Source organism: Pseudoalteromonas sp. TB41 (assembly GCF_000497975.1).
Classification (GTDB): domain Bacteria; phylum Pseudomonadota; class Gammaproteobacteria; order Enterobacterales; family Alteromonadaceae; genus Pseudoalteromonas; species Pseudoalteromonas tetraodonis.
This window is the reverse complement of record NZ_AUTH01000087.1, coordinates 55,246-80,207: the sequence shown is the minus strand read 5'-3', so window position 1 is coordinate 80,207 and position 24,962 is coordinate 55,246. Positions and strand designations below refer to the sequence as shown.

Annotated in this window: 20 protein-coding genes; 11 read left to right on the top strand and 9 right to left on the bottom strand. The window is 40.3% G+C overall.

Annotated elements, in window-relative coordinates:
* Positions 1-26: 26 nt before the first annotated feature.
* The 5 genes from L641_RS0114560 to L641_RS0114540 form a co-directional block, all read right to left on the bottom strand.
* A complete protein-coding gene (locus tag L641_RS0114560) occupies positions 27-536 on the bottom strand; it encodes a DUF2271 domain-containing protein (protein WP_016899010.1) in 510 nt (169 codons plus the stop codon).
* A complete protein-coding gene (locus L641_RS0114555; protein WP_024602268.1) occupies positions 536-1,168 on the bottom strand; it encodes a PepSY-associated TM helix domain-containing protein in 633 nt (210 codons plus the stop codon). Before L641_RS0114555 ends, L641_RS0114560 begins: the two co-directional genes overlap by 1 nt.
* Before the next feature lie 82 nt (positions 1,169-1,250).
* Positions 1,251-1,646 carry a YbaN family protein gene (locus L641_RS0114550; RefSeq protein WP_024602267.1) on the bottom strand — a complete coding sequence of 132 codons (396 nt, stop codon included), beginning with the start codon at positions 1,644-1,646 and terminating at the stop codon, positions 1,251-1,253.
* A gap of 142 nt (positions 1,647-1,788) precedes the next feature.
* On the bottom strand, positions 1,789-3,075 hold the full coding sequence (locus L641_RS0114545) for a porin (RefSeq protein WP_024602266.1): 1,287 nt from the start codon (positions 3,073-3,075) through the stop codon (positions 1,789-1,791).
* 111 nt (positions 3,076-3,186) lie between these two features.
* On the bottom strand, positions 3,187-3,669 hold the full coding sequence (locus L641_RS0114540; protein WP_008112832.1) for a MarR family transcriptional regulator: 483 nt from the start codon (positions 3,667-3,669) through the stop codon (positions 3,187-3,189).
* Between the two features lie 415 nt (positions 3,670-4,084).
* On the opposite strand from L641_RS0114540, the gene L641_RS0114535 reads away from it, so the two are divergent.
* From L641_RS0114535 to L641_RS0114520, 4 genes are all read left to right on the top strand, one after another.
* Positions 4,085-4,939, top strand: a complete 855-nt coding sequence (locus L641_RS0114535) for a D-hexose-6-phosphate mutarotase (RefSeq protein ID WP_024602265.1) — start codon at positions 4,085-4,087, stop codon at positions 4,937-4,939.
* Between the two features lie 16 nt (positions 4,940-4,955).
* Positions 4,956-5,501, top strand: a complete 546-nt coding sequence (locus tag L641_RS0114530; RefSeq protein ID WP_029750385.1) for a PH domain-containing protein — start codon at positions 4,956-4,958, stop codon at positions 5,499-5,501.
* A complete protein-coding gene (locus tag L641_RS0114525; protein ID WP_253944063.1) occupies positions 5,464-7,041 on the top strand; it encodes a PH domain-containing protein in 1,578 nt (525 codons plus the stop codon). The genes L641_RS0114530 and L641_RS0114525 overlap by 38 nt, the downstream gene beginning before the upstream one ends.
* Positions 7,042-7,191: 150 nt before the next feature.
* Positions 7,192-10,008, top strand: a complete 2,817-nt coding sequence (locus L641_RS0114520) for a PD40 domain-containing protein (RefSeq protein ID WP_024602262.1) — start codon at positions 7,192-7,194, stop codon at positions 10,006-10,008.
* A gap of 55 nt (positions 10,009-10,063) precedes the next feature.
* On the opposite strand, the gene L641_RS0114515 is transcribed toward L641_RS0114520, so the two are convergent.
* Positions 10,064-11,200, bottom strand: a complete 1,137-nt coding sequence (locus L641_RS0114515) for a PepSY-associated TM helix domain-containing protein (protein ID WP_024602261.1) — start codon at positions 11,198-11,200, stop codon at positions 10,064-10,066.
* Between the two features lie 271 nt (positions 11,201-11,471).
* Here L641_RS0114515 and L641_RS0114510 point away from each other — a divergent pair, with 271 nt between their 5' ends.
* Positions 11,472-12,086 (top strand): PQ-loop domain-containing transporter, encoded by a 615-nt coding sequence (locus tag L641_RS0114510; protein WP_024602260.1) that lies wholly within the window; start codon positions 11,472-11,474, stop codon positions 12,084-12,086.
* A gap of 65 nt (positions 12,087-12,151) precedes the next feature.
* The gene (locus L641_RS0114505) at positions 12,152-12,940 is read left to right on the top strand and encodes a PhzF family phenazine biosynthesis protein (RefSeq protein ID WP_024602259.1); all 789 of its coding nucleotides are present in this window, start codon (positions 12,152-12,154) and stop codon (positions 12,938-12,940) included.
* A 52-nt stretch (positions 12,941-12,992) separates the two neighbouring features.
* On the opposite strand, the gene L641_RS0114500 is transcribed toward L641_RS0114505, so the two are convergent.
* Positions 12,993-15,503, bottom strand: a complete 2,511-nt coding sequence (locus L641_RS0114500) for a zinc-dependent metalloprotease (RefSeq protein ID WP_024602258.1) — start codon at positions 15,501-15,503, stop codon at positions 12,993-12,995.
* Between the two features lie 292 nt (positions 15,504-15,795).
* On the opposite strand from L641_RS0114500, the gene L641_RS0114495 reads away from it, so the two are divergent.
* The 4 genes from L641_RS0114495 to L641_RS0114480 all read left to right on the top strand — a co-directional run bounded on the left by L641_RS0114495 (position 15,796) and on the right by L641_RS0114480 (position 23,197).
* A complete protein-coding gene (locus L641_RS0114495; RefSeq protein ID WP_024602257.1) occupies positions 15,796-16,974 on the top strand; it encodes an efflux RND transporter periplasmic adaptor subunit in 1,179 nt (392 codons plus the stop codon).
* 13 nt (positions 16,975-16,987) lie between these two features.
* Positions 16,988-20,119: an efflux RND transporter permease subunit gene (locus L641_RS0114490; RefSeq protein ID WP_024602256.1), complete on the top strand. Its 3,132-nt coding sequence runs from the start codon at positions 16,988-16,990 to the stop codon at positions 20,117-20,119.
* 277 nt (positions 20,120-20,396) lie between these two features.
* Complete coding sequence (locus L641_RS0114485) at positions 20,397-20,972, top strand: hypothetical protein (protein WP_013466224.1); 576 nt, start codon at positions 20,397-20,399, stop codon at positions 20,970-20,972.
* A gap of 152 nt (positions 20,973-21,124) precedes the next feature.
* Positions 21,125-23,197 (top strand): oligopeptidase B, encoded by a 2,073-nt coding sequence (locus L641_RS0114480; RefSeq protein WP_024602254.1) that lies wholly within the window; start codon positions 21,125-21,127, stop codon positions 23,195-23,197.
* A gap of 64 nt (positions 23,198-23,261) precedes the next feature.
* Here the strand turns inward: L641_RS0114480 and L641_RS0114475 are convergent, their stop codons facing one another.
* On the bottom strand, positions 23,262-23,735 hold the full coding sequence (locus L641_RS0114475; RefSeq protein ID WP_008112861.1) for a Dps family protein: 474 nt from the start codon (positions 23,733-23,735) through the stop codon (positions 23,262-23,264).
* Positions 23,736-24,134: 399 nt separating this feature from the next.
* Here L641_RS0114475 and L641_RS0114470 point away from each other — a divergent pair, with 399 nt between their 5' ends.
* On the top strand, positions 24,135-24,344 hold the full coding sequence (locus L641_RS0114470; RefSeq protein ID WP_016899028.1) for a hypothetical protein: 210 nt from the start codon (positions 24,135-24,137) through the stop codon (positions 24,342-24,344).
* Here L641_RS0114470 and L641_RS0114465 read toward each other — a convergent pair.
* Entirely contained in the window at positions 24,341-24,946 is a 606-nt protein-coding gene (locus L641_RS0114465) for an alpha/beta hydrolase (protein ID WP_024602253.1), read from the bottom strand. The two genes, L641_RS0114470 and L641_RS0114465, sit on opposite strands and share 4 nt — an antisense overlap.
* Positions 24,947-24,962: the final 16 nt, after the last annotated feature.

Below are 24,962 nucleotides of genomic sequence, written 5' to 3'. Positions count from 1 at the left end.
CTTTAAATTTGAATGATAAGTAGGGACTACCTAGCGGATACAGTGACAAAGCTGGTTGAAAATTCGTTTTTGCCATCAATGGTTATTTTTCCTGATTGGGTTAAATCAAGCTCAATACGGCTGTAATCACGCCCGCCTTCTTCACGAACAACTTCAACATTTAACAGGTATTTTCCTGCGATAACTGATTTGCCATTAAGATCGTTTCCGTCCCAATTAATGGTATAAGTGCCTGCGCGTTTGGTTGCGCTACTAACCCCATCGAAGTTTGCATCACTTTTACCTGCTTTACGCCACCATTGGCGTAGGTCTTTAAACCATTCCGCTTTTTGTACCCAAAGCGCTAAAGTTGTGACATGTTTACGCTCTGGTGTTTCGAGCCAAACAGCAACATAAGGTCGATGATAGGGCTGCACATCTAACTCAGGTAAAGTTAATTCGATTTCTAATTGGGGTGATTGCGCTGCCACCGAAGTGTGAAAACACACGGCAATTAACAACAATACGGTGCTAATTAAAGATTTAAACTTGAACATTAAAATACTCCTTTAATTTGTGGAACCCAGCATAAATAAATAACCAATGGTGTTGCGATTCCTAATACGGTTATCCATATTCCTGCTAAGCGTTTTTTTCTATTTTGAAATAAAATAATCATGCCGGTGACAGCAAATAAGATCATCAGCACCGCTGATATATCAATAACCCAGCTCCATACTTCTCCTGAATGACGGCCTTTGTGCAAATCACTGATAACACTTAAAAAACCACCGGTTTGATAATCGAGCAACAATTCGCCACTGATAAAATCAAACTCTGCATAGGCATAGCCTGCTGGTAATGGGTAGTCGAGCATAACCAGTGAATCTTGCTTTTCCCATTCAATGCTTTTCACTTTATTAAGCCCATAGTGTTTGGCTAAGTAAGCTTCTATTTGTGGATAAATAGCAGGCAGGCTATTTAATTGTGTATTTGCTTGAGTAAGCAGATCTTGGGGGATTTGGACCGTAATTTGGCCATTGTTTTTATCGTTTTTTAACCAGTCAACATGGTTTAGCACTATACCGCTTACACAAAATAGAATAAGTAAAAAAAACAAAGCGGTGGAAATATAGGTATGTAGAGTACGACTTGTACTATATAAAGTGCGTTTATTAACAAAGGGCATAAAAGGAGCTGGGTTATTCAATTTATACGGATGATAATGATTTGCATTAGCTGTTACAAGTTTATTTACCAAACTTTACACTTTATTTTTTAGGAGGAGCTGAGGGCTTAGAAATTAAGTAAGCCATAACCAGCACTTCAACAACAGCCACTAGGGCAATAATCCAAGCTGGAGGGCTGTTGTATAATAAAAATATAAAGCCTATTAGCATACCTATACCCGCAGCATACTTTGCCTTTACAGGAACCACTTGATGGGCGCGCCAATGTTGTAATGTTTTGCCAAAGCGAGGGTGGTTTAATAGCCAAGACTCAAGCGCTGCGGATGAGCGAGCAAAACACGCTAAGGCTAAAATTAAAAACGGCGTGGTTGGCATAACCGGTAGGGCAACACCAATAATGCCCAGTAATACACACAGTAGCCCCAGCAATTTAAAGCCGAAATTTTTATAATAAATAAAAACGTTTTTTATGCTCACTTTAGCTCTTTTTTAATTAATTAAACGGTAAAAGGGTAAGCTAATTAAAAGGTAAAATGAAGAGAAAATGGCTTAGTTGCATGTTATCAACTAAGCCATTTAGGGTTAGCAAAGGAAAAGAATTTCCTGATTGCACTACCTATTAAAAGTAATAGCCTAAATTAATATTAAAACGGCGCTCGGTATCGCCATCACCAATAATGGTACCGCCAATAAAGGGTTGATTGCGGGCTTGTACGAAATCAACATAACTAAAGAATCCGCCAGCAGTAATGCTCATACCGGTTACATTCATCCAAGTATTGGCGCTATTATCTGACTTGTTGTAGATGATCCCATAGTCGTTATAAAACTGCAGGTTGGTAACTGGGCCCCACTCTATTGCGTAGTCATAGGCAATATTAAAGTTGGTCATTGTGGCTTGGCTCGATACACTGTCATAATAGTCAAAAGCACCCACCGCAAAGCGGTTATTACCATCGTCTAAGTCGTAGTCATATTCACCGTGTTGCAATTGAATATTCCAGTTATTAATGTTGCTGTTTAAGTGAACAGCCCACGCACTGTAATTACCAGCGCGGTCTTCACCGTCGTGAAGTCCACCACTGAGTAACGATACCCCGATGTCAGTGGTGATATTTTTACTATGCTCAAGCTGATAAGTAGCGCGACCAGCAAAGGTGTTGTATTCACCAAGTTGCTTTGCAGGCTCGGCATAGGTGCCTTCATCTGCAGGGCGACTACCAACAATATCATAAGAGTAACGATGATTTTTGTCTGATGCTGAGCCATCAACTCCACCCAGTTCATCATTTTTGAAAAAGCCTAAATCAAGTGTCCAGTTGTCTTTAAGTTTACGCTTAGCAACCACACCTAAATCAAAATCATCTTCTAGGCCCACATAGTAATTAGTGCTAAAAAAGTAGCTGTGAGAATTATAAGGACCGTTACCAAACGGCACGGCTGTTATGCCTGCCTGAGCTTCCCAGCCATCAATAAATTCGTACCCTAAGTAAGCGTACTTTACGACAGTCATATAATCGTAAAAGCGTATTTCACCATTGACTGAAATGTCATTAATTTCGCCAGAGACATTTAACCGGAAAATATCAAAATCAAAGTCACCACCGCGATCTTCATTGTCTTCATCGTAAGAGTTTATACCGTAGTTAGCGCGAATAGCACCTCCTACCTTTATTCCAGATGATTGCTTTTCTTGCTGTGCAGTGTCTGTAGAAGTAGCTTGCAACTGTTTACTAACTTGGTCTACTTGCTGAGACTTTTTTTCAGTGAGTTTGCTTTCAAGTTTTTCTACTTGTTGCTTTAACTGCGTTAATTGGCTTTGGAGAGGTTGAAGATTTGATGCATAAGAATTACTAGCAACACCACCTAAAATTAAGGCGAGTGTTAGTTTTGAGAGTTTAGTCATAATAGCCGTTTTGATTGTGATTAAAAAAATAAAGGCGCAAAAATGCACCTATTAGTGTGGAAAAAGGGGAAAATGGCAGGCTAATTTAGTTTATTGTTTTTATACTGCGTTTTATTCTTTAGGAGTTTGAAACAGTGCGCCTACTTCTAAAAGCGGGGAGGCGTCTAGCTTATCTGCATCCATCATTGCGGCAATACGCTGCATTGATGAAAGGAGTAAACTCTGTTCCCATTCAGCAAGCGCTGAAAATTTTTCGATAAAGTGCTCCTGCAGTGGCTGAGGTGCTTTTTCGAGTAGTTCTTTACCTTGTTCGGTAAGGTATAAGCTGACTCGGCGCTTATCCATTTGACTGCGAACACGTGTTACTAAGTTTTTACTCTCGATTCGGTCAAGAATATTAGTAACCGTTGCTGGGCTTAAGTTAACGTTTTGCGCAATACGGCTGGCGGTAATACCATCAGTTTGAGATACTTCCTGCATGATAAGCAGTTGTGGCCCTGTTAAACCCGCTGTTTTATTAAGTTGCTTTGAATGTAAGTCAATCGCACGGATCACCTTGCGTAAAGAAACTAGTAACTCGTCATATTTTTGCATTTGTTTGTCTCATGAAAGGCGAATCAGTTGCCGTAATCACGAAATGTTACACATCAAATAAATTGAATTCAAATGATATATGTTGTTTTAGCCCGCTGTTATTAGTTTTTATTGGTTTTTATTAATTTGAGCAGTAATTAAAATGGCATTTATTATCTTTATTTTATTAAAAGTTAATAACACTCTGTTTGCTAAGGCTGCGCACCTTACGTAAGTTAAAAGCGATACGCAAGCCACCGGTGTAAAACTTTAATCGTAATTTGGCCGTTGGTGTGGCATAAAAATATAGTAACTAACTCAATTTAAATAACTATTCTATGTAGCTTATGCTTTAAGCATGCATTATTGTTTGTGTACAGTAACCTGAACTCAGGTTAAGTACTAAAAAATTAGTCTCAGTGTTAAAGGAAATAAAATGCAATTATCACCCTCAGTATGTATTGAGCGTACACATAGCGGTTTGGAATTTATTAGTATTAATAGTCGCCAATGTAAGGCGAAAATATTTTTACAAGGTGGGCAAATAACTGAGTTTACACCCAAAGGTAAATTGCCACTATTGTGGGTGTCTGGGGATGAAACCTTTAGTGAAGGGAAGGGCATTCGTGGCGGTATTCCTATTTGCTGGCCTTGGTTTGGTCAACATGAAAATAAAGATTTTCCAGCACATGGTTTTGCGCGCACGCACGTATGGCAAGCCGATGAAGTGTATGAAACCGAGAACGAGATTACTGTTAGCCTAAAATTACCAATGAAGCAGATAGATTCTACCTTTTGGCCTCATCAATCTTCTTTAAGGGTTGAGTTTATTTTATCTGAGCAGTTAGAGGTGCGTTTAACCACCTGTAATTTAGGTAACACCCCATTTAGTTTTACACAGGCGCTGCATACTTACTTTCCAACTGATGATATTAATAATACTCGCGTAACAGGGCTGCAAGGAGCGCAATACATAGAATTTGGCCAAGGGCCTTATCAGCAAAGTGATGTGGTTGGTTTTACCCGTGAAACCGATATGGTTTATACCCAAGCCACGGCTGTGCAAACCATTGAAACTCCTCAAGGGATGATCAGCGTTAGCAGAGAAAACTCGCGCTCGTGCGTGTTATGGAATCCATGGATTGAAAAATCAAAGCGACTATCAAATTTTGCCGATGATGATTATAAAAGCATGTTATGCCTAGAGGCTGCGAATGTACTTGAAGATACGGTTACGCTTGAGCCAAAACAAAGTCATACCCTAGTAACAACAATTAAGTGGCTTGGCTAAGCCTACCATACGCGTAATGGAGCAAAGTGTGTTTACTAATCAACAAATAACCGACCTACCGCAACATAAAAGCATAGTGTTTGAGCCGCTTGCGGACAAAGCATTGTTGCATGCACAATTGAATTGGTTGTTATTTTTCATTCCTTTTTGCTTAGTACTAGCGGCTGTTTGCTATTTTAATACAGACTTTGCTGCTATGGCGCAAGGTTACTTATTGGTTGCTGTTTCGCTATTAATTTTACTGTGTACGTTATATAGCGTGTTTAGCATAAAATTACAGGGCAGCGCGTTGCGTGCCCACGATATTGCTTTTAAAAAAGGCATTATTTGGCAGCAGGTGACAATTTTACCGTTAGCGCGTGTGCAGCATATTGAAATACACCGTGGGCCCATAGAGCGAAAGCTTGGTTTAGCCAGTTTAAGACTTTACAGCGCAGGTGGTATGAGTGCTGATTTACAAATTAGCGGCCTGACCCACGAAAAGTGCAAAAATATTCGTCAATTTGTACAAAGCTATCGCGACGATGAAACCACAAGCGAGGCTACTGCCAGTGAGTGTTGATGCTACGCAAATGACGCCACCTTCACTTAATTGGCAAAAAGTGTCGCCCTGGGCACTGGCTTATTTTGTGATGCACTTTAGTGTGCGCTTCATAAAAGACGGCTTATTTAATTTACTGCCCGTGTTGGTGGTATTTGTTACCCAAGTAGAAAATAAACTATTTTGGGGGCAAGTAGGGCTCGCGGTTGCTTTGACTTCATTGCTTGCCTATTGTTTTTTGTATTACCGTAGTTTTCGTTTTTGTATTACTGACGAGCATGAAATTTTACTAAATAAAGGCGTATTTAAAAAAGAGCGACTCACCTTAAAGTTTTCTAGGGTGCAAAATGTAAACATAGCTGAGCCCTTTTATTTTACTCCAGTAGGTTTAGTTAATTGCATTTTTGATGCTGCCGGCAGTGTTGCTCAAGAAGCGGTATTGCCTGGAGTAACCAGTGATTATGCCAAGCAAATGCGCAAACAGGTATTTGACTACAAAGCACAGCAGCAACCATCAGCAGAAGTAGCTGACACAGCGCAGTCTCATATTGAAGAGCAGGACGAAAATAGTTTATTCATTTCAAATAAAGAAATAGCTAAGTTTGGTTTAATGTCGAACATGGCCATTTTAGCGCTTGCCGCTATTGCCCCTTTTATGAATGTGGCAATCGATTTTTTAGAGCAGCAGTTTATAACAAAAATAGAGGGTTTTTATCAGCAAGAGCTGGGTATGATGGCTAATGCAGCGGTATTTGCAGTAATTACTTTGATTTTTGTATTGGTATTTATAGCGGTGTTTTTATCGGTGACTATGTCGCTCATTCGTTTTTATAACTATCAGCTTTACTTTAAAAATAATAAATTCAAACGTATTGCAGGGCTGTTAGAGCGTCATCAACTATCAATTAGTTTAGATAAAGTGCAATCTATAGTTATTAAGCAAAACCTAATTGCTAGGCTATTGAAACGTTTTACTGTTGAGTGTTTGCAAGCCAGCAGTGGTGGCGCTGCAAGCATGGCGAAAAAGAATAAACAAACCTTAGTGCTGCCTGTGCTCACGCAGGAGCAAGTTGATAATGTGTGTCAGTGGATTTATCCGTGGTTTGACAGTAAAAAGCTGGCATTCAATGCGGTAGAAAGGGCATTGTTATATAAAAATATGGTGTTTTATGCCTTGCTACCGAGTGTTGCTTCTGGGTTTTTAATTAGCTTTATGCAACTTAATGTATTAATTCCGTTAGCGTTATTTTTGGTATTAGCTACGTTAGTATTTTTGTCTTATAAACGTTATGGGTATTATCTTCATCAACAAGATGGGCGTTTTTATATGGTGGTACGCAAAGGTATGATTGGCGTACATTACCGGGTATTTGAGCTGTACAAAGCACAAAGCGCTCGCAGTGTGAGTACCTTTTTTATGCGTCGCTCTGGCTTAATAAGCCTGTATATACAACTGGCTGCAGGTGGCGCGTATGTTCCGTATTTAAAACAGCAAGATGCTGACTTTATTATTGATTTTACACTGATGCAGGCTGAGTCAGACTCCCGTAGTTGGATGTAATTTCCTCCGTTGTAAATAATTAGCGTTCAGGTTAAATAATAAAGCAGGTGTAAATACACATTTGCACATGCTTTATTACACTTTTTTACTGCCCGTTTTTTCCTTTTAATAATAACCTAGGTGTATTAAGGAATTATTTTAGGGAATTTTATGAAACAGACACTGCTGGCATCCGCTTTATTACTTGCCTCACCAAGCTTCGCTGCTAATTGGCAAACCATTCATACCGAGCATTTCAATGTACACTTTAGTAGTGAGCATACTGATTTTGCTAAATCGACCGCAGTAGAGCTGGAGATTGTTCGTGCTAAAGTGCTTGAGCAACAAAACCGTGCGCTTGATAAAATTGTCGATGTGGTGGTGTTTGATCCTTTAAATGCAGCTAATGGCTTTGTCTTACCAACCTCTAATAATCCTGTTATGGCGCTTTTTACTACGCCACCACAATCGGATACGGTAATCTCAAACTCATCGGGCTGGCAGCAATTACTAGTATTGCATGAGTACATTCACTTAGTGCATTTAGCGCAGCCAACCCGCAGTGAGTGGCAACAAAAAATTAGAGGGGTATGGGATCTTTACGATTTAACCTATGGCGATACACCGCGCTGGGTAGCCGAAGGATACGCCACTTTAATCGAATCAAAAATGACAGGTCGAGGGCGACTCTTTGATAACTATTCTGAGGCAATACTCAGGGAGTTTGCTCAGCAAGGAGCGCTTCCGACGTATGGGCAACTAAATAGTGATGAAGGCTTTATGGCGGGCTCCATGGCGTATTTAATGGGAAGTCGTTTTTTATACTGGCTAGAGCAAAATTACTCAGAGCAGCTGGTCGATAATGTATGGGTTCGTATGCGGGCGGTTAAGTCTCGAGATTTTGACGACGCATTTTCTGGTGTATTCGGGCAAAGCGCTGCCAAGCTATATCGTCGATTTATTGCTGAGTTCACTTACAAAGCAATGCAACAAGAGCAAACCGAGTCACCACTTAATAGCAAGCTTTGGTTAAAGCTTGATTTATACGCTAGCAACCCCGCTCTTTCTGGTGATGACAGCAAAATTGCCATAGTGGAGCGTGATAAAAAAAGTAATACCAAGCTCATAATTTATAGCACTGAAGACAACACTAAAGCGCAACAGCAATTTACTAAAGCACAAAAGCAATTACTTGAAGATGATGCTAAGGATATTCCCGATACTGCGCCAAGTGTATTTAAGCGCGAACAAAAACAAATATTAAATCAAATAAATCGAGCAGGTATTGCCAATCCGCAGTGGGTAGGCAATAACACTCTTTATTTTAATGCCTACAGTATTGAGGAGTCGGGGACTTATAACAAAGTGTCTGACATTTTTAGCTATAACATAGATACTGGCAACGTCGAACAACTCACTGAACTGGCTGGTATTCGTCGTTTTAGTGTTACCCGTGATGGTGAAACACTTTACGGTGAGCAAATAAGAGCTGGGTATTCTGAATTAGTAAAAGTCGACCTTAATACACAAACAATCACGCCACTTTTTACCAAGAGCTTAAAAACGACGTATGATTACCCGACTCTGAACCCCGATGAAACAAAATTAGCTTACTTATCAGCATCATTAAACGAAAATTGGCAGTTGTATATACAAGACTTAAACGGTGATCCCAGGCGGTCAGTCCCAATGCCTAATGGGTATCAATATTTAAGCCAGCCGAGTTTTAGTCAAAATGGGGAGTCTATCTATTTTGTTGCTGGCTTAAATAATAAGACTGATATTTATAATTACCATATAAAAAATAACACCCTCACCCGCTTAACTAACGGACAAGAAGCGCTCGCATATCCGATTGAAACAGAAGATGGCTCACTACTTTACTTCTCCATTAATGCCGATGGCCCTGATGTAAAAACGCTAACAATAGCAAAAAATCGCGCAGCCGTGACGGATCTCGCTGTAACCAGTGAAGCTCCATTGTTGATGGTAAATAAGCACACTCTGCCACCGGCAAAAATATATACCGATGAGATAGCAGAGCAAAGCGATTACGCAGTACTTGATCAGCAAGCGACGTTTGCCTTGGGATCACAGTATTATTCAGCGTCAACCAGTTTGCTAAGCGTAGGTATAAAAAGTAGCGACCTATTAAAGCAACTTGATTTACAAGCGGGTTATAACATTGATTTGCATGACGGTGCATTACATGGAGGGTTTGTACAAGCAAAATACAATGCGCTGAATACAAAGTTTAAGCTTGCGCTATTTGATTATAATTTGGATACATCACATCAATATCAACCTAGCTTAAACGTCGATATTGACGCCCGAGGTGGCTTTGCTGCAATAAGCCACCCATTGAAATTTGGCCAGCTTCAGTTAACCCCAGAGCTTGCTTATAACTATACAGATTATAAAAATGGTCATAAAAATTGGACACGGTTGAGTATTAGTCAGCAATGGCAACACGACCGCCAAGCATTTGCCATAGGGCAGAGTATTTATGCCAGTATTTATGATGGGCGGAATCACAGTAGTCATTGGCAAGGTTATGACTTAGCAACAAAAATATTTGGCAAAGCATTTAATATTCCCATGTTTGTGAGCTTTGAACAAAAACAACGAGACGATAGTAATTTAGCTTTAGGAGGGTTTAGTTCTAACCTGATTAATCAGCAACAAAGTAGCGAGTTTGTGCTTGCTGCTGAATTGCCTTTTTACAGTGCAACTGCAGAGCGCTATCAAGGTTATGGCGGTGGCATTAGCTTTAAAGAAGGCATGCCCTGGTTTTACTATAAGCAACATCAATTAGATAACAGCGTTTATGCACAAAGTTATGGCTTAAAATATCAAGGTGATTTTAGCTTCGGAATGGGGCCTGCAGGCGTAAACGATTTAACCTTCAATGCTGGGTTGTCGCGTGTTGAAGGCGACAGCTTTGAAGATGAAATGCGCGCGTGGTTAAGCTTTTACTATTCATTATAAAAGCCTATTTAGCTAAGTTACTACCTAAAGCTAGTAACTTAGCTGAGTACTAATATTATAAAACGTTAGCGCTTTTTCGCTGCATTACACGATTTCTTTGTGAATGCTTTTTACGTTTACGGCGGGTAAGCCACAAATAAAAACCTGTACCAGCGAGCCATACAGGGCTAAGGCCAACAATACACCATAGTATTTTACTGATAAGCCCAGCAAAATAACCAAAGTGTAGTTTTCTAAAACTGTCTATTACTTGCCAACCCGCACCAGCCTCTCGAATATCCCAGTTAGCCATGTGTTCACCTGTTTGCTTATTGTAAGTTATGGTATTGGCGTATTCACTGGTAAGTGGATTACGGGTATTTACTTCGCCATAAAGAGTAATATTTTCATCAGGCTCTCGCGGGAAAACTAAAAAAGTAGTGTTAAAAGTGGGTATTTGCAGCTTACTATCATTAAGAATGCGCTCAAAAGAAATGTCGTCACTATATAATTTATTTGTAATAGTGTGGTGCTCTTCTTCTGCGTGTTCTATTACTTCGTGATACCACACTGCACCATTAAAATAACCACCGGTAATCGCTAAAACGATAAGGATAGGTGAGCCTAATACTCCAGTCATTTTATGAATGTCGCTAAGTACTATTTGTAATGTTGCGCGCCAGCGTACGCTAAATAGCCGCTGCCAAAATTTACGGTAAATAATTAAGCCGGTGATGCCCAGAGTTAATAAAAATAAAGCAAAAAAGAACCCTAATACGGTACCTGTTTGCCCAGGTAAACTTTTTAAGTCGTTAAGTAAAAAGGTGTAATGGAGCTCTAAAAACCAGTCGGTAAAATAATGAGTTGTGCTTACGGGTTCTGATAAAATCTCTCCGGTGTATTGGTCTAAATGCAACTTATACCAATCGTCAGTGCCACGCTTAACCAAATAAAGCCGGTCGGCGGTGGTGTTATTAAAAAGCTCCCAGCTTCCTACTACATACTCAGGAAAGGCTGCTTCGGCTTTATCTATTAATGAGTCCATAGGTAAGCGAGCAGCTTGCTGCTGTACCACAAAGTGTTTGTCAGGCATCAGTAAGCCATCAATTTCACTTTTAAACACTAAAACACTGCCGGTAATGCTAATAACAATTAACGGAATAATGGCAATTAGCGCCAACCAACTATGAACTTTAAACAGTGTTTTTCTCATTACTTAAGCTTGCATGTTAATTTTTAGATATGCGCATGATAACAGTTATCATTTGTGTTGCAATTATAAAATAGTGAGACTGTGAAGTTATGGCAACGGTTTTTGTATACTCAAGTTGCCACATTAAGAAACTAAAGTTGGTGTGAAGCTTGTATAAAACCTAGCCAGCTCTACAATGCGCGCACAAAAATAAAGCCTTTAAAAACAAATGTTTAAAAAATGTTTTATTTCTTCCTTTTTATTAACAACAATGTAACGAGCGAGGTTTGCTTTGGCGTATTATTTGCCTATTTTGTCAGTGTTTATTTTGGTTTTTAGTTTTTTACCGCTACTTAATAAAATTATTAAAAACCGCAGTGTATCGGGTGTATCACTGCTAATGATGACATTTGGTTTAGCGCAAAGTGTGTACTTTATTAGCTACAATCTTTATTTTGCTCGCTTTTATATTGCCTTGCCGTTTTTTGCGACAGGATTGTTGAGTGGTTTAATTTTATACTTTTTTGCTCGCTATAATGCAGTTAAGCGTCAAAAGCTGCAGTTACTTGGCATGCTTAGCTTTTCGTTATTACCTTTTTTGTTGCTGTTAAACCCTAACCTAGATACTGCCTCTGTGCTAAACGGCTTAACTTATGTGGGCTTAATTATGAGTTCGGTTCGGGTTATGCCACAAACCTATAAAACACTGCGAACAGGGAATATTAGTAACCTGAGTGCGCGCTATTTTAGTTTGCAATTTATAGCAGGTATCTGTGGTTTGTTTGCAGAGCTAGCCATGCCAGTGCAAAGTACTTCGCATATATTAATGTTTATTATGATATTGCTAACTAATGCGCTGCAATTTGCGTGTATGCAGTATTATCGCGTACGTCCTGTGTTGGCATAAAATTATAGTGACCGTTAATTTCATTTGTGGCACTTTGAGTGACCAATAAATAAAAAGTGCCCACTATGAAATTAACTATCCATCAAATCGATGCGTTCAGCAGTGAACTGTTTAAAGGTAATTATGCTGCCGTGATCCCATTGGAATCTTGGCTTAGTGATGATCTTATGCTGAATATAGCTTCGGAAAACAATGTGTCTGAAACCGCTTTTACTTGTCAGTCGGCAGATGGAAGCTTTGCGATACGTTGGTTTTCGCCATTAATGGAGATTGATTTTTGCGGCCATGCTACTTTAGCGGCGGCCTATGTGCTTTGTGAGCAACATAATATAACGCAGGTGTGCTTCAGCACAGAGACGGTGGGCGAACTGATTGTTAATAAAAATAACGATGGCAGCTTTGCCATGACCTTTCCTAAACAAGCCCCTGAAGAGGTTCAGCTCATCCCTGATGCTTTATTAGGTGGCCTGTCTATACAACCTGTTAAGGTGCTGCAAAACCGCCAAGCTTATTTTGCTATTTATGATAATGAGCAGCAGGTTGTAGACCTGAAAACAACCAATGAACAACTAAAAAAATTAGCCCCATTAGATGTGGTTGCAACAGCACCGAGTGTTGAGTATGACTTTATTTCTCGTTATTTTTGGCCTGCCAGTGGGGGTGATGAAGACTTTGTAACCGGCTCAATTCATACTGGGCTTGCCCCTTATTGGGCAGGGCAGTTTGGAAAAGATTCTCTCAGTGCTTATCAAGCCTCACAACGAGGCGGGAAGCTTTACTGTGAAGTGGGTGATACAACAGTGACATTAACGGGTCATGCCGTAAGGTACCTTAAAGGCACTATTTACCTTTGAGTTAGTGTAAAAAAGGCCACGTAAAACGTGGCCTTGGTTTACTCAGTGTTATTTACGCTTCTAGCGCTTTGCTAATTAAGCGGTCGATATATTTTTTATGTGCTTTGGTTGCGGTATCAGCGCCCCATGCAACATCTTGATCGGCTATTTGAGTTAGCTGATATAGCGCGGCTGTTTTCGCTAAGTTATCGTATTTACTTGCTTTTTCTAGGCCTGCAATTGCAATTAGCTGATTAACATATTCAATCTGTAAATTATGACTGATTGAATTAGCGGTTTTACTATCAACAAAGATACTTGCAGTTAAATCCTCCATAAATTGCGTAAGGGTGTATTCATTACCATATAAAGCAGTATCTGAAATACGCAGTAACACAGCAGGATGAAGTAGTTGCGCTAGTACACTCTTTTGCATACCTAAAATCATTTTATGCGGTTTAGGGTCTTCGTTTTTACCGTAATGATTAAACCCACGACGCTGCTGCTGCATAAAGTTATACAATGGCTGCATGCTTTGCAGTACATTTGGAGCAAACACATACTCAGCTAAAATAGCCATTGCTTGGGTTTGACGCTCAAGTGGTACCGGTGTAAAAGGCTTTGCTGCATTTTCATCGCCCACGACGGCACGCTCTACATAAACCCCTCCAATTTGACGAGATACCACGCCTGCTTGTGCACGATACTGGCCAAATAGGCTGTTAGCTGAAGTAACAAGCTGTTGGTAAGACTCACCTTTTACTGTAGCTTTGTCTTTAAGTTCAGAAAATAGTGTATTGATCAGTGCCATTCTATCTGCACCATAAGCTGCAGGGTTAGACGACAAGTCACCAATCATCACGCGAGGGTCTATGTGGCGACCTGGTGCACGCATGTCGTCGGCATCGTTACCAAAGGCCAGTGCATGTTCGCTTGAGCGAGCGAGTATTTTATCAAGACGAGCTTGTTCTGCTGCTTCATCTTTAAGTGCTGCGCTGTAGCCGTAGTTTATTGCCCAATCATCGTATGGACCTGGTTTAGTTTGGAAGATATCGCCTTGAGTTACACCCGTTGGCGCTATATTTGCTGGCGCATAGTCCATTACTGAGCCGGTCACTATACCTTGAGTTTTACTTTTGTCGTGAACTTCTTTCTCATCCCACAAAATAGAAGATTTCATGTTGTGATTGAGACCTAGAGTATGCCCTACTTCATGTAAAACCAGCTGAGTTAAGCCTTGACGTAACATTTGGGTATCTTCAATATCAGCACCATTTGCTAAGCCTTTTGCAAGTATTAGGTTTTGTTGTAACTCATGACCTAAAGAACAATTAAGCTCAGTGTTACTTCCTGGTTGTGTATGGCTCATAGTGCCTTGAGTATAAAGCGTATCGTATATCCAGCGGTTTTTCATAAATACAAACTCAAGCATAATGTCTGAGCCTAAAATTTCACCGGTTAGCGGGTTAGCTAATGCTGGTCCATATCCACCAAAAGGTGGCTTAGGCGATGAAGTCCAACGCAGTACATTATAATTAATATCGCCGGCATCCCAATCGGCATCGTCAGGTTGTACTTTTACTTCTATTGCATTTTTAAAGCCTGCCTTTTCAAATGAGCTATTCCAAGCAAGTACGGCGTCACGAACTGTATCTCGCCACTCAACAGGCGTAGTATTTTCTATCCACCAGGTAATCGGCTTTACTGGCTCTGAAAGTGCTGCGTTTGGATCTTTCTTTTGTAGGTCCCAGCGCTTTATTACATCTTGGTATGGTGCCCAGTCAGTTGATGTCATTTTATCAAACTGATTAGTGAAATAACCAATGCGCGCATCATCAAAACGAGGTTGGTAGCTATTATCAGGTAAAGCTACAAATGAGTGCTGAACTTTTACTGACACGCTTCGTGGATCGCTTATCGCACCTGAGCCTCGAACGGTTGGGCTACTATTAGTAAATACATAGTCAACCACCACATCTAGATTGTTAGGGTAAGGACGCTGTTTGATGATACGTGATTTTTTATCATCTAATTTACCTACTTTAAAACGCTTTTTAGCATTTTTATCGTTCGGATTAGGCGTTGGTGATACTTTATGCAGTGCTTCACTTAAAAATAGCTTGTTAACATTAAAGGCTATTTTACCTTCTTCTTGTTTTTCAATTTTTATACTTGCAAGTACCGCTTCGCTAATGTTTGCCTCGCTGGCTTTAGCTAGCGCGCTATTTTCGTTAAATAAGTAACGCGGGGTTTTACTAACAATATCGATACGATCAAAGTACTTTCTAAATTCAATTAACTTTGTTTCACGGTACGCGCCACGAAAATGACCCGCATCAGTCGCACCATCAATGGTATGTGCAAAATAAACAAAAGGGGTATCGAGCTGTGACTCGTTAATTACCATTAGGTGGTCACCGGTTTTTTCATCTTGGTAAAGATTAAAAATGCCAGCAAATTCGGTTTGGCCTTTAATCATTTCACTTAATGTTTGTGGCTTTTTTTCTTCTTTTTTTTCTGCAGCAACAGTATAGCTACTGCCAAGCGCTATACTAAGCGCCAAGGTAAGTGTAGTTAATTTCATTGTTTAGTCTTTTTTAGTTGTTAATGTAATTTTACTGTACGGTTTGTCATGCTATTTCGTACAGTATCGTTCCTAAATACTAACCTAAAGTGATTAGCTTTATGATTTATAATGGTAAAAGATTGTAACAATACATTTATAAAGCGGCTTAACAGTGCTTTTGACTTACCTTTTATTTGCTGAAGAAGACCTTATTTATACTTTTTTGTAACAGTTGCTTACAAATGTCACGTTAATGTTTCATTAAGCTTTGGTATCATGGTGTTAATAGTAATTTGGGAGTAATAAACAGATGCAAGGTAATGTACTTAGGTGGATTTTTCCGTTCGTAGCATTAACATTAGGTGTGGTTGGTTTTGCTGCAATTAATGCGATTGCAAAAGAGTCAGATAAAAAAGAAGTCATAGACACTCGTCCAACGGTGCAGGTTGAAGCTGTTTCCGCTAACAATCATCAAGTTATCATTAATAGTTATGGTGAAGTGCAGCCGCTAGAAAATACCCAGCTTTCAGCGCAAGTATCCGGTGAGGTAGTTAGCTGGCATCCAAGCTTTGTGGCCGGTGGGGTCGTGGGTCGTGGCGAAATCTTATTTACAATTGAAAAAGATAACTACGAAGCAGCAGTACTGCAAGCCGAGGCTGAACTTGCCCGCGCGCAAGCGATGTTAATTGAAGAGCAAGCGCAAGCCAAAGTCGCAGAAGACGAAGCAAAACGTTTCCCAAATAAAGCGCGTACAGATTTATTTTTACGTAAACCACAAGTGTTGAGTGCGCAGGCATCGGTTAAATCGGCCCAAGCTGCATTGAAAAGGGCACAACGCGATTTAGATAATAGTGAAGTGAGCGCACCATACGATGCACTAGTGGTGAGTCGTAATGTAGGTGTTGGTCAGTTTGTCACTATGGGCGCTCAAGTTGCCGAGCTGAATAATATTGAAACCGCTGAAGTGATTATTCCGATCGCTGGCTTTGACAGTGTGTTTTTACCTGAGCGTGTTAAAGGGGTAACTGCAACGGTTATTAAAACAGGATTAAATGGGTTTACTCGCCAAGCAGTAATAGACCGCGATTTAGGGATTGTTGATAACGCGACTCGCATGAGCAGTTTAGTGGTAAGAATTGAAGATCCTTATGGGCTTACTAATCAGCAGCCTGCAATTAAATTTGGCACTTATGTACAAGTAAACTTTGCTGGCACTATGCTCAATAATATTTATCGTTTACCGCAAGAGTTAGTAAATAACCAAACCGTGTGGGTAGTCAATGATGAGCAACAGTTAGAGCCGCGTAAAGTAAAAGTGATTCGTGAAGAAGGTGAATACTTCTATATCAGTGATGGCTTAGAAGCCAACGACAAGCTTGTTACTACCTTGCCGGAATATCCACAAAAAGGAATGGCAGTAAAAATAGCCGGTTTAACAGAGACTAAAAGTACAGATGCAGCAGAAAACGCATCCACTGAAAAACTTTAAGGTAGGGTGAGTTATGAATAACACAGAACAGCCCAATACAACCAAACAAACAGGGTTAATTGCTTATTTTGCTAACAACTCTGTTGCAGCCAATTTGATGATGTTTTTTATCATTGTCATGGGGCTTATAAGCTATTTTACTATTCAGCGACAAATGTTCCCCAATATAGAAGTTAACTATATTACGGTGAATGCAAATTACCCTGGGGCGTCGCCACAGGAAATTGAAGAAAGCATCTTAATAAAAATTGAAGAGTCGTTAAAAGATATAACTGAGATAAAAAAAGGGGTGTATCGCGCTTTTCGTAATGGTGGTTCTGCCAGCCTTGAAATTAATACTGACGCAGAGCTCACCGACGTTCTCGATAAGGTCAAGCTGCGAGTAGATGGTATTGCAACTTTTCCAGCGGGAATGGAGCCGGTTACCATTAGCCAAATAGAGTTTCGCCAAGATGTAATTGGTATGACGCTCGTTGCCGACCTACCGCTAAATGAACTTAAGCCAATCGCAAATCAGGTTGAAGATGAATTATTGCAGTTATCGAATGTATCTTTAGTGGTAAATGATGTGCCACTGGATGAAATTGCCATAGAAATAGAGCCCGATACATTGCGCCAATATAATTTAACTTTATCGGATGTAGCGAACGCGGTACGTCGTTATTCGGCTAACTTTTCAGCTGGGCAATTAAAAACTGATGCTGGTGTTATTTCGGTTCGAGTAGAAAATCAGTTTTATTCTGGTGAAGAATTTAGGCAAATTCCGGTAAAAATTGGCGCGAACGGTGCCAAGGTGTTGCTACAAGATATTGCGATTATTAAAGATCAGTTTGTTGAAGGTGAGCGCTACTTTAAATTTAACGGCGAAAATGCGGTTTATTTATCGGTTAAAGCCACCGAAGAGCAAAATATTATTCCGGTGGCCGATTCTGTTAAAGCCTACATGGACCAAAAAAATAAAGAACTACCATTGGGTGTGCGTTTAGAGCCATTAATGGACATGACATACTACCTTAATGCACGCTTAGATATGATGAAAGCTAATTTGCTGCAAGGGGCTATTTTAGTTGCCATTATGCTTTCATTATTTTTACGTTTTAAGCTGGCACTGTGGGTAATGATTGGTTTGCCGGTATGTTTTTTAGGGGCGATGATGTTGATGCCATTATTTGGCATCACGATTAATATTGTGTCTTTGTTTGCCTTTATTATGGTACTGGGAATTGTGGTGGACGATGCCATTGTCATAGGTGAAAGTGCCTACACCGAAATAGAGAAAAAAGGCGGCGGTGTTGTTAATGTAGTGAATGGCGCAAAACGAGTTGCCACCCCGGCGACCTTCGGAGTACTCACAACCATTGCGGTATTTGCGCCATTTACACTTTCAAGTGGACCTGAAAGTGCCTTCTTTTATGGTATTTCAGTGGTGGTGATTTTATGTTTAATATTTAGCTTGATTGAATCTAAGCTGATATTACCGGCGCACATTGCGCATACTCACTTTTCACCTATTAACCCTGACGGTTGGCGAGCACGCTTTAATAAGCGTTTTTTTGGCTTTGTAAATGGGCCGTATAGGCAGTTTATTATTAATTGTATCAAATGGCGTTGGACGGTGTTATTTAGCTTTATTGCGCTGTTAATTTTTACTTTTGCGTTAATCTCGTCTAATCAGGTAAGAATGATCCCATCGCCTAAAGTGCCGCATGACTTCCCGCAAATTAATGTTGAGATGAACGATAACGTATCAGACATTCAAACCATTAATGCTATTCGCCAAATCGAAGCCATGGTGCTTGAAATAGATAAGCAAACCGAGCGCGAAGAAGGGCAAAAGATGATTCGCGATGTATTGGTATTTAACCAAGGTCGTACAGAGGCGCAGTTATTAGCGCCATTGGTTGATGAAGATTTACGCTCTTATAATGCCTTTGAGCTTTCGCGCCGCTGGCGTGAAGCGATGCCTAATATTGCGGGCGTTAAATCGTTAACTATTCAGGATGATGTTGGCGGTGGAGGTGGCGGCGGTAACGGTGAGTTTGGTTACTTGCTGTATGGCTCTGATATCGATACATTGAATGAAGCAGGGCGTCGCTTTATTGGATTATTGCAGCAGCAAGAAGGCTTATTTGATATAAGCTCTACCATTGACCCTGCTAGCAAAGAAGTACAAATGAGCTTAAAACCAGTCGCCTTTGACTTAGGGTTAGATTTGGCCTCAATTGCAAATCAAGTCGGTGCCAGTTTTTATGGTGGCGAGGCGCAACGTGTTATTCGTCGCGGTGAAGAAGTACGGGTGATGGTACGTTACCCTAAGCTTACTCGCGAAGCGTTTTCATCGCTTAAACACGCGGTTATCACCACGCCCCAAGGCAAAGAAGTATTGCTAGGAGATGTGGTTGAGCTAACTGAAACCCCTGGTATTAGTTATATTCGTCGTGAAGGCGGTTATCGCACTGTTTATGTGTATGGCAACATTGATGAGGAAGTGATTGAGCCAGGCGAAGTGGTTAAGCAAGTAAAAGAAAATTTACTACCACAACTGTTGGACGAATACCCAAGTGTTAAGTCAGAACTAGGTGGCGCAATTGAAGAGCAACAAGCGCAAGCTAATGAGCAATTGTTATTTTTTGCTGGTGGTATGATTTTAGTTTATATATTACTTGCCGTGCCGTTAAAAAGTTACTCACAACCTCTCATTGTAATGTCGGTTATTCCATTTAGTTTAACGGGGGCAATATGGGGTCATTTTTGGTTTGGTTTAGATATTAGTTTAATGTCGGGCTTTGGTTTAATTGCTGCTGCAGGGGTGGTTATTAACGACTCTTTGGTGATGACTGATTTTATTAATCAGGCGCGTCGAGCTGGTATCAGTATAAAAGATGCGGTTATTGAAGCAGGCTGTGCACGCTTTAGGCCCATATTACTTACCTCAATTACGACCTTTGCAGGGGTATTGCCGATTATGTTTGAGACCAGTTTACAAGCCAAATTTGTAATACCTATGGCGGTAGCTCTGGGCTTTGCGGTTATGTTTGCAACACTGATCACCCTTATTTTGGTGCCGTGTTTGTATATTATTTTAACCGACATAGGCGCGCTATTTAAGCGCCCGTTCGCAAGTAAAAAAGCGAGCGTAAGTTAACATCACCCAGATCATGTAGCTGAAAAAAGCCAACCGTTTATAAAGCGGTTGGCTTTTTTGTTTTATGCTCATTAGTGCAAACTTTAGTATTGTTTTTAAACTCTGGTTACATTCTTTTGTTTGATTATTGCAACATTGCGAATTACAATCAGTCGGTATTGGTATTACACAATGGTTTTTAGCCTAATACTTTAGTTAACGCATATTAGCTCATGAGCTAGTTTGCCTGTTGAAAGCCATATGTTATGGGCGACGTTTGACTCTTTAAGGTGTTGCAGTGTTTATACATTCATCATTAACATGTGGAGAATGGTTAACTATTGGTTGTCTTGGGCTCGATCAGTATAGCCAGCTCTTTGTTGGTGATACGGTTAGTGTGAGCTTTTACGATGAGCATGGCGAATTAACTCAGCTAGCGTTTGATTATGAAATACTCTCTCCAGAGCAGGGCGAACCGCATGCTTGGAGTTTGCTGGTGGTTGAGCATATTAATATGCATATTCCGCTTGTGTGCGCTGGCAGAATGACAGAGCAAGGATTGGTGGTTGCGTACCGACATAACAAAATATTTGCACTTGAAAGCAGTGGTATTTGTAGCGCGGTGGTTCACTTTAATCGCGCTGAAAAAAATAAAAAATTAATCACAGTCAATAGCCTTGGATACGACGCGGTTTATCCTCAAAATGGCGATATGTACAGTGCGGGCACCAAAGTATTACAGCCAAAAACAGGGCATATATACCAGTGTAAGGCATGGCCATTTAGTGAGTTTTGCCGTGTGAATGAGAATAGCGCTATGTTTGAGCCAGGCGTTGGTGAAAGCTGGGCGATGGCTTGGCAGCAAATACAGTAAATCAACTTCCCTTAGGTATAACGACAACAATAAAAATTCTCGTAGTTTTTAGTTATCGAATTTATACCGCTTTAGCCCACTCAACTATGAGTGGGCTTTTTTATTTTTATGATAAACTGATCGCCATTGTTATTTTTTAAGCGGTTTTTTTTGTGTCTTCTTCTGATTATTCTTTAAGCTTATTACCTAATTTCCCTGTTGCTAAAAAGCAAGCTCATGCGCTGACTACTCATGCTAAAACACGCAGTGATGATTATTATTGGATGCGCGATGATGAGCGACAAAATGCCGATATACTCGCACATTTAGCGCAAGAAAATGCCTATTGTGATGCACAATTAGCTGCCATTAAGCCACTACAAAATACATTATTTGAGGAGCTTAAAGGTCGTATTGTAAAAGACGATAACACTGTACCGGTAAAAGACGGCCAGTATTGGTATCACTCAGAGGTTCGCGGAGATGATGAATATGCGCGTCATTATCGCAGCAGCAGTATGGCAATGGCTGATAAAGAGCTACTACTTGATGTTAATGCACTTGCCAATGGCTATGAGTTTTATGAGTTAGGGGAAGTGGCGCTGAGCCCCAACGAGCAATTAATGGCTTACTCTGAAGATACCGATGGCAGACGGATATACACAGTACGGTTTAAAGATTTAAGCAGCAATAAAATGCTCGACGATGTACTTGAGATTACCGAGGGGCAAGTGGTTTGGGCGAACGACAATAAAACCGTATTTTATGTAAAAAAGGATTTAAAAACCTTATTAGGTTATCAAGTTTTTAGACATGAACTAGGGACTGAGCAACACCAAGATGTGCTGGTATACGAAGAGCAAGACAGCAGCTTTTTTATGGGCTTAGGTAAAAGTCGTGATGAAAGCTTAATTATTATTGATTTAGCGAGCACAGAAACTAACGACATGTGGGTGCTTGATGCCAATCAACCTAAAGGTGAGTTTACTGCTTTAATGCCGCGTGAAGAGGGGCATGAATTTGATATCGATAAGCTCGGTGATACTTTTTATATAGTGACTAACTGGCAGGCTAAAAACTTTAGATTAATGACCGCGACAAGCAATACCATTGCTGATAAAAACCAGTGGCAAACACATACCCCCCATCGTGAAACTGTATTATTAGAAGGCGTTGAACTATTTAACGACTTTTTAGTGCTTAGCGAGCGCGAACAAGGCCAAGCACGCTTTGTTGTGGTTAATCAAAACGGCGAGCGAATGAGCCTTGAGTTTGATGATCCTTGTTACTACGCCGCTATTGCGATGAACCCAGAGCCAAGTGTAACCCATGCACGCATTTACTATTCAAGCTTAACAACGCCTGGCTCGCTTTATAATGTTGATTTAACCACAGGCGAAAAAACCTTACTTAAACAACAAAAAATACTCGGTGATTTTAACGCAGAAGACTACCAGTCAGAGCGACTTATGGTAAGCACTCGAGATGGGGTAAAAGTGCCGGTGTCGTTGGTATATCGTAAAGATAGCTTTAAAAAAGATGGTTCAAATCCGTTGTTTCAATATGGTTATGGCGCGTATGGGATCACCATAGATCCTAGCTTTTCGAGTACGTCACTTAGCTTACTCGACCGTGGTTTTGTTTATGCAATTGCGCATGTGCGTGGTAGTGAAATGCTAGGGCGTTCATGGTACGAACACGGTAAAAAACAGCATAAACAAAATAGCTTTAATGACTTTATAGATATAACCAAAGCGCTCACTGAGCAAGGATACGGCAACAAAAGTAAAGTGTTTGCCTCTGGTGGCAGTGCTGGGGGGTTATTAATGGGAGCTGTGGTAAATCAAGCGCCTGAACTTTACTGTGGAGTGGGCTGCCATGTGCCATTTTTAGATGTGCTCACCACAATGTTAGATGAAAGCATTCCGCTTACAACAAATGAGTATGATGAATGGGGTAACCCAAATGACCCCCATTTTTACGACATTATTGAAGCGTATTCACCGTACGACAATATTAGCGCGCAACACTACCCCAATATATTGGTGACAACCGGCTTGCACGACTCACAAGTACAGTATTGGGAACCAATGAAATGGGTGGCTAAAATGCGTGAATATAAAACCGATGATAATATTTTAGTGTTTAAAACCGACATGGATGCAGGACATGGTGGGGCATCGGGTCGCTTTAAGAGCTTAGAGGAAAAAGCGCTAGAAATGGCCTTTTTTATCGCTTTGTCATAGCCCGTAAATGATTGTTACAAAAAAGCCTCAGTAATAACTGAGGCTTTCTATTTTTTAAAATAACTTAATCTAGGTAGGCTTTTAACATCCACACTAGTTTTTCTTGCTCTTTAATGTAGTCACTCATTAATGACGCGGTACCTTCATCATCAGCTTCAGCGGCTTGTGCAAGAATATCGCGCTGCATTTTAATTAAGCTGCTGTATCCGGCAAGTAAGTTCTCTACTGCGGTTACGCCATCGCTGATCCCTTTTGCTTCTTTAATTTCACTTACTTCTAAGTAATCTGAAAACGCATGTAGCGGTGCACCATCAAGCGTTAAAATACGTTCTGCGATTTCATCTACTTTTAATAGTAGTAAGTTATAAATTTCTTCAAACTTTAAATGTAATTCAAAAAAGTTTCGGCCTTTAATATTCCAGTGAAAACCGCGTGCATTCATATATTGAATTTGATAGCTGCTTAAAAGCGTATTCAGTGACTTAATGATATCTTCACTTTTTGTACTGTTTAAACCAATTGCATTTACTTGCGACATACCTTGCTCCTTAAAGAACCGTTTTATGAATTTGTTTACACCTTGTTCAATACAGTCATTATTACCTAAGATGGTGTATTAATAAAATTGTTTATATATATTGGTGTCATAGCTAAAAGCTATCACCTTAGCTCGACTTTTTAAATAAGTTAGCTAACGCTGTTCAATAGATATGGGTTGTGTTTATAAAAATACTACCTTGAGCAGCGAAATTGTTTATTTTGTGAGTACAAAATATGATCTAAAACAAGCTTTTGACAGGCGCAGCGCACACTTATTTTATTTATTGATGTAGGTCAAAAAACGCACACCAGTAAAGCGCATAATCACTATAACCCAACTTGATAGAGAACACTTTATTGAGTTAAGGGGCTACTTGATTAGATGCGGAGAGAAATTATGGAAGCTAAAACACGTAAAGAAAATAAAGCTGAACTCATCGTTATTGGTATTGCTTTGCTAGGGTTTGTATTAGGGTTAGTTGCGCACTTAGCGGGTGCGAGTTTTGCAAACTCTGATGCCTTTGGCTATATTGCTGCACCAATGCCGCTGGTATTAGGTATTATATTTTTGATCAGCTATAAAGTGGCGGCTGCAGCCGAGGACTAAATGTCCTCATTCAAGCGCTCAAGAATATAATTAACGACTTGGCGTGAGTAAATCATACTGGTATGGCTTAAGTGAAATACCTTATGTTCGGCCATACCCTTTAGCTTTGTTTCATCTAGTAATACGGTGCCATCAGAGCGGCTGCCTTTTACAATGAGTGGCATTAAGCCAATCGGTAAGTCGCCGGCAATGCTATATAGCTTGGCTTTAAAAGGCCAATCACCATTCTTAGAGAGTAAAAACTCAACGCTATTTTTTAATAATAGCTCGAACCCTTTTTGCTGCATTTTTTCAGCAATATGGCTGCCAGTATGTGGCGTTCCTAAGGTGATTACCTTTTCAACATGATGACTTGGCGCTGAGTTTGCCTCTAAATAGGCGCGAGCAACTAAGCCCCCCATAGAGTGACACACTAAAGCAGAAGGCTCGTCGCCGATAAAGTCATCTATTTGCGAAAAAATAGCATCCCGATTAGGATCACGCGTATTGTAGGTAAGGTTTAAAACTTTAACGCCCGACTCTTCCAAGCGTGAGCACAACGGGCGCATCACCAAGCCAGACATATATAAGCCATGTAAAACAATAACGTGTTTAACCTTCATACGCCCCCTAATCGTG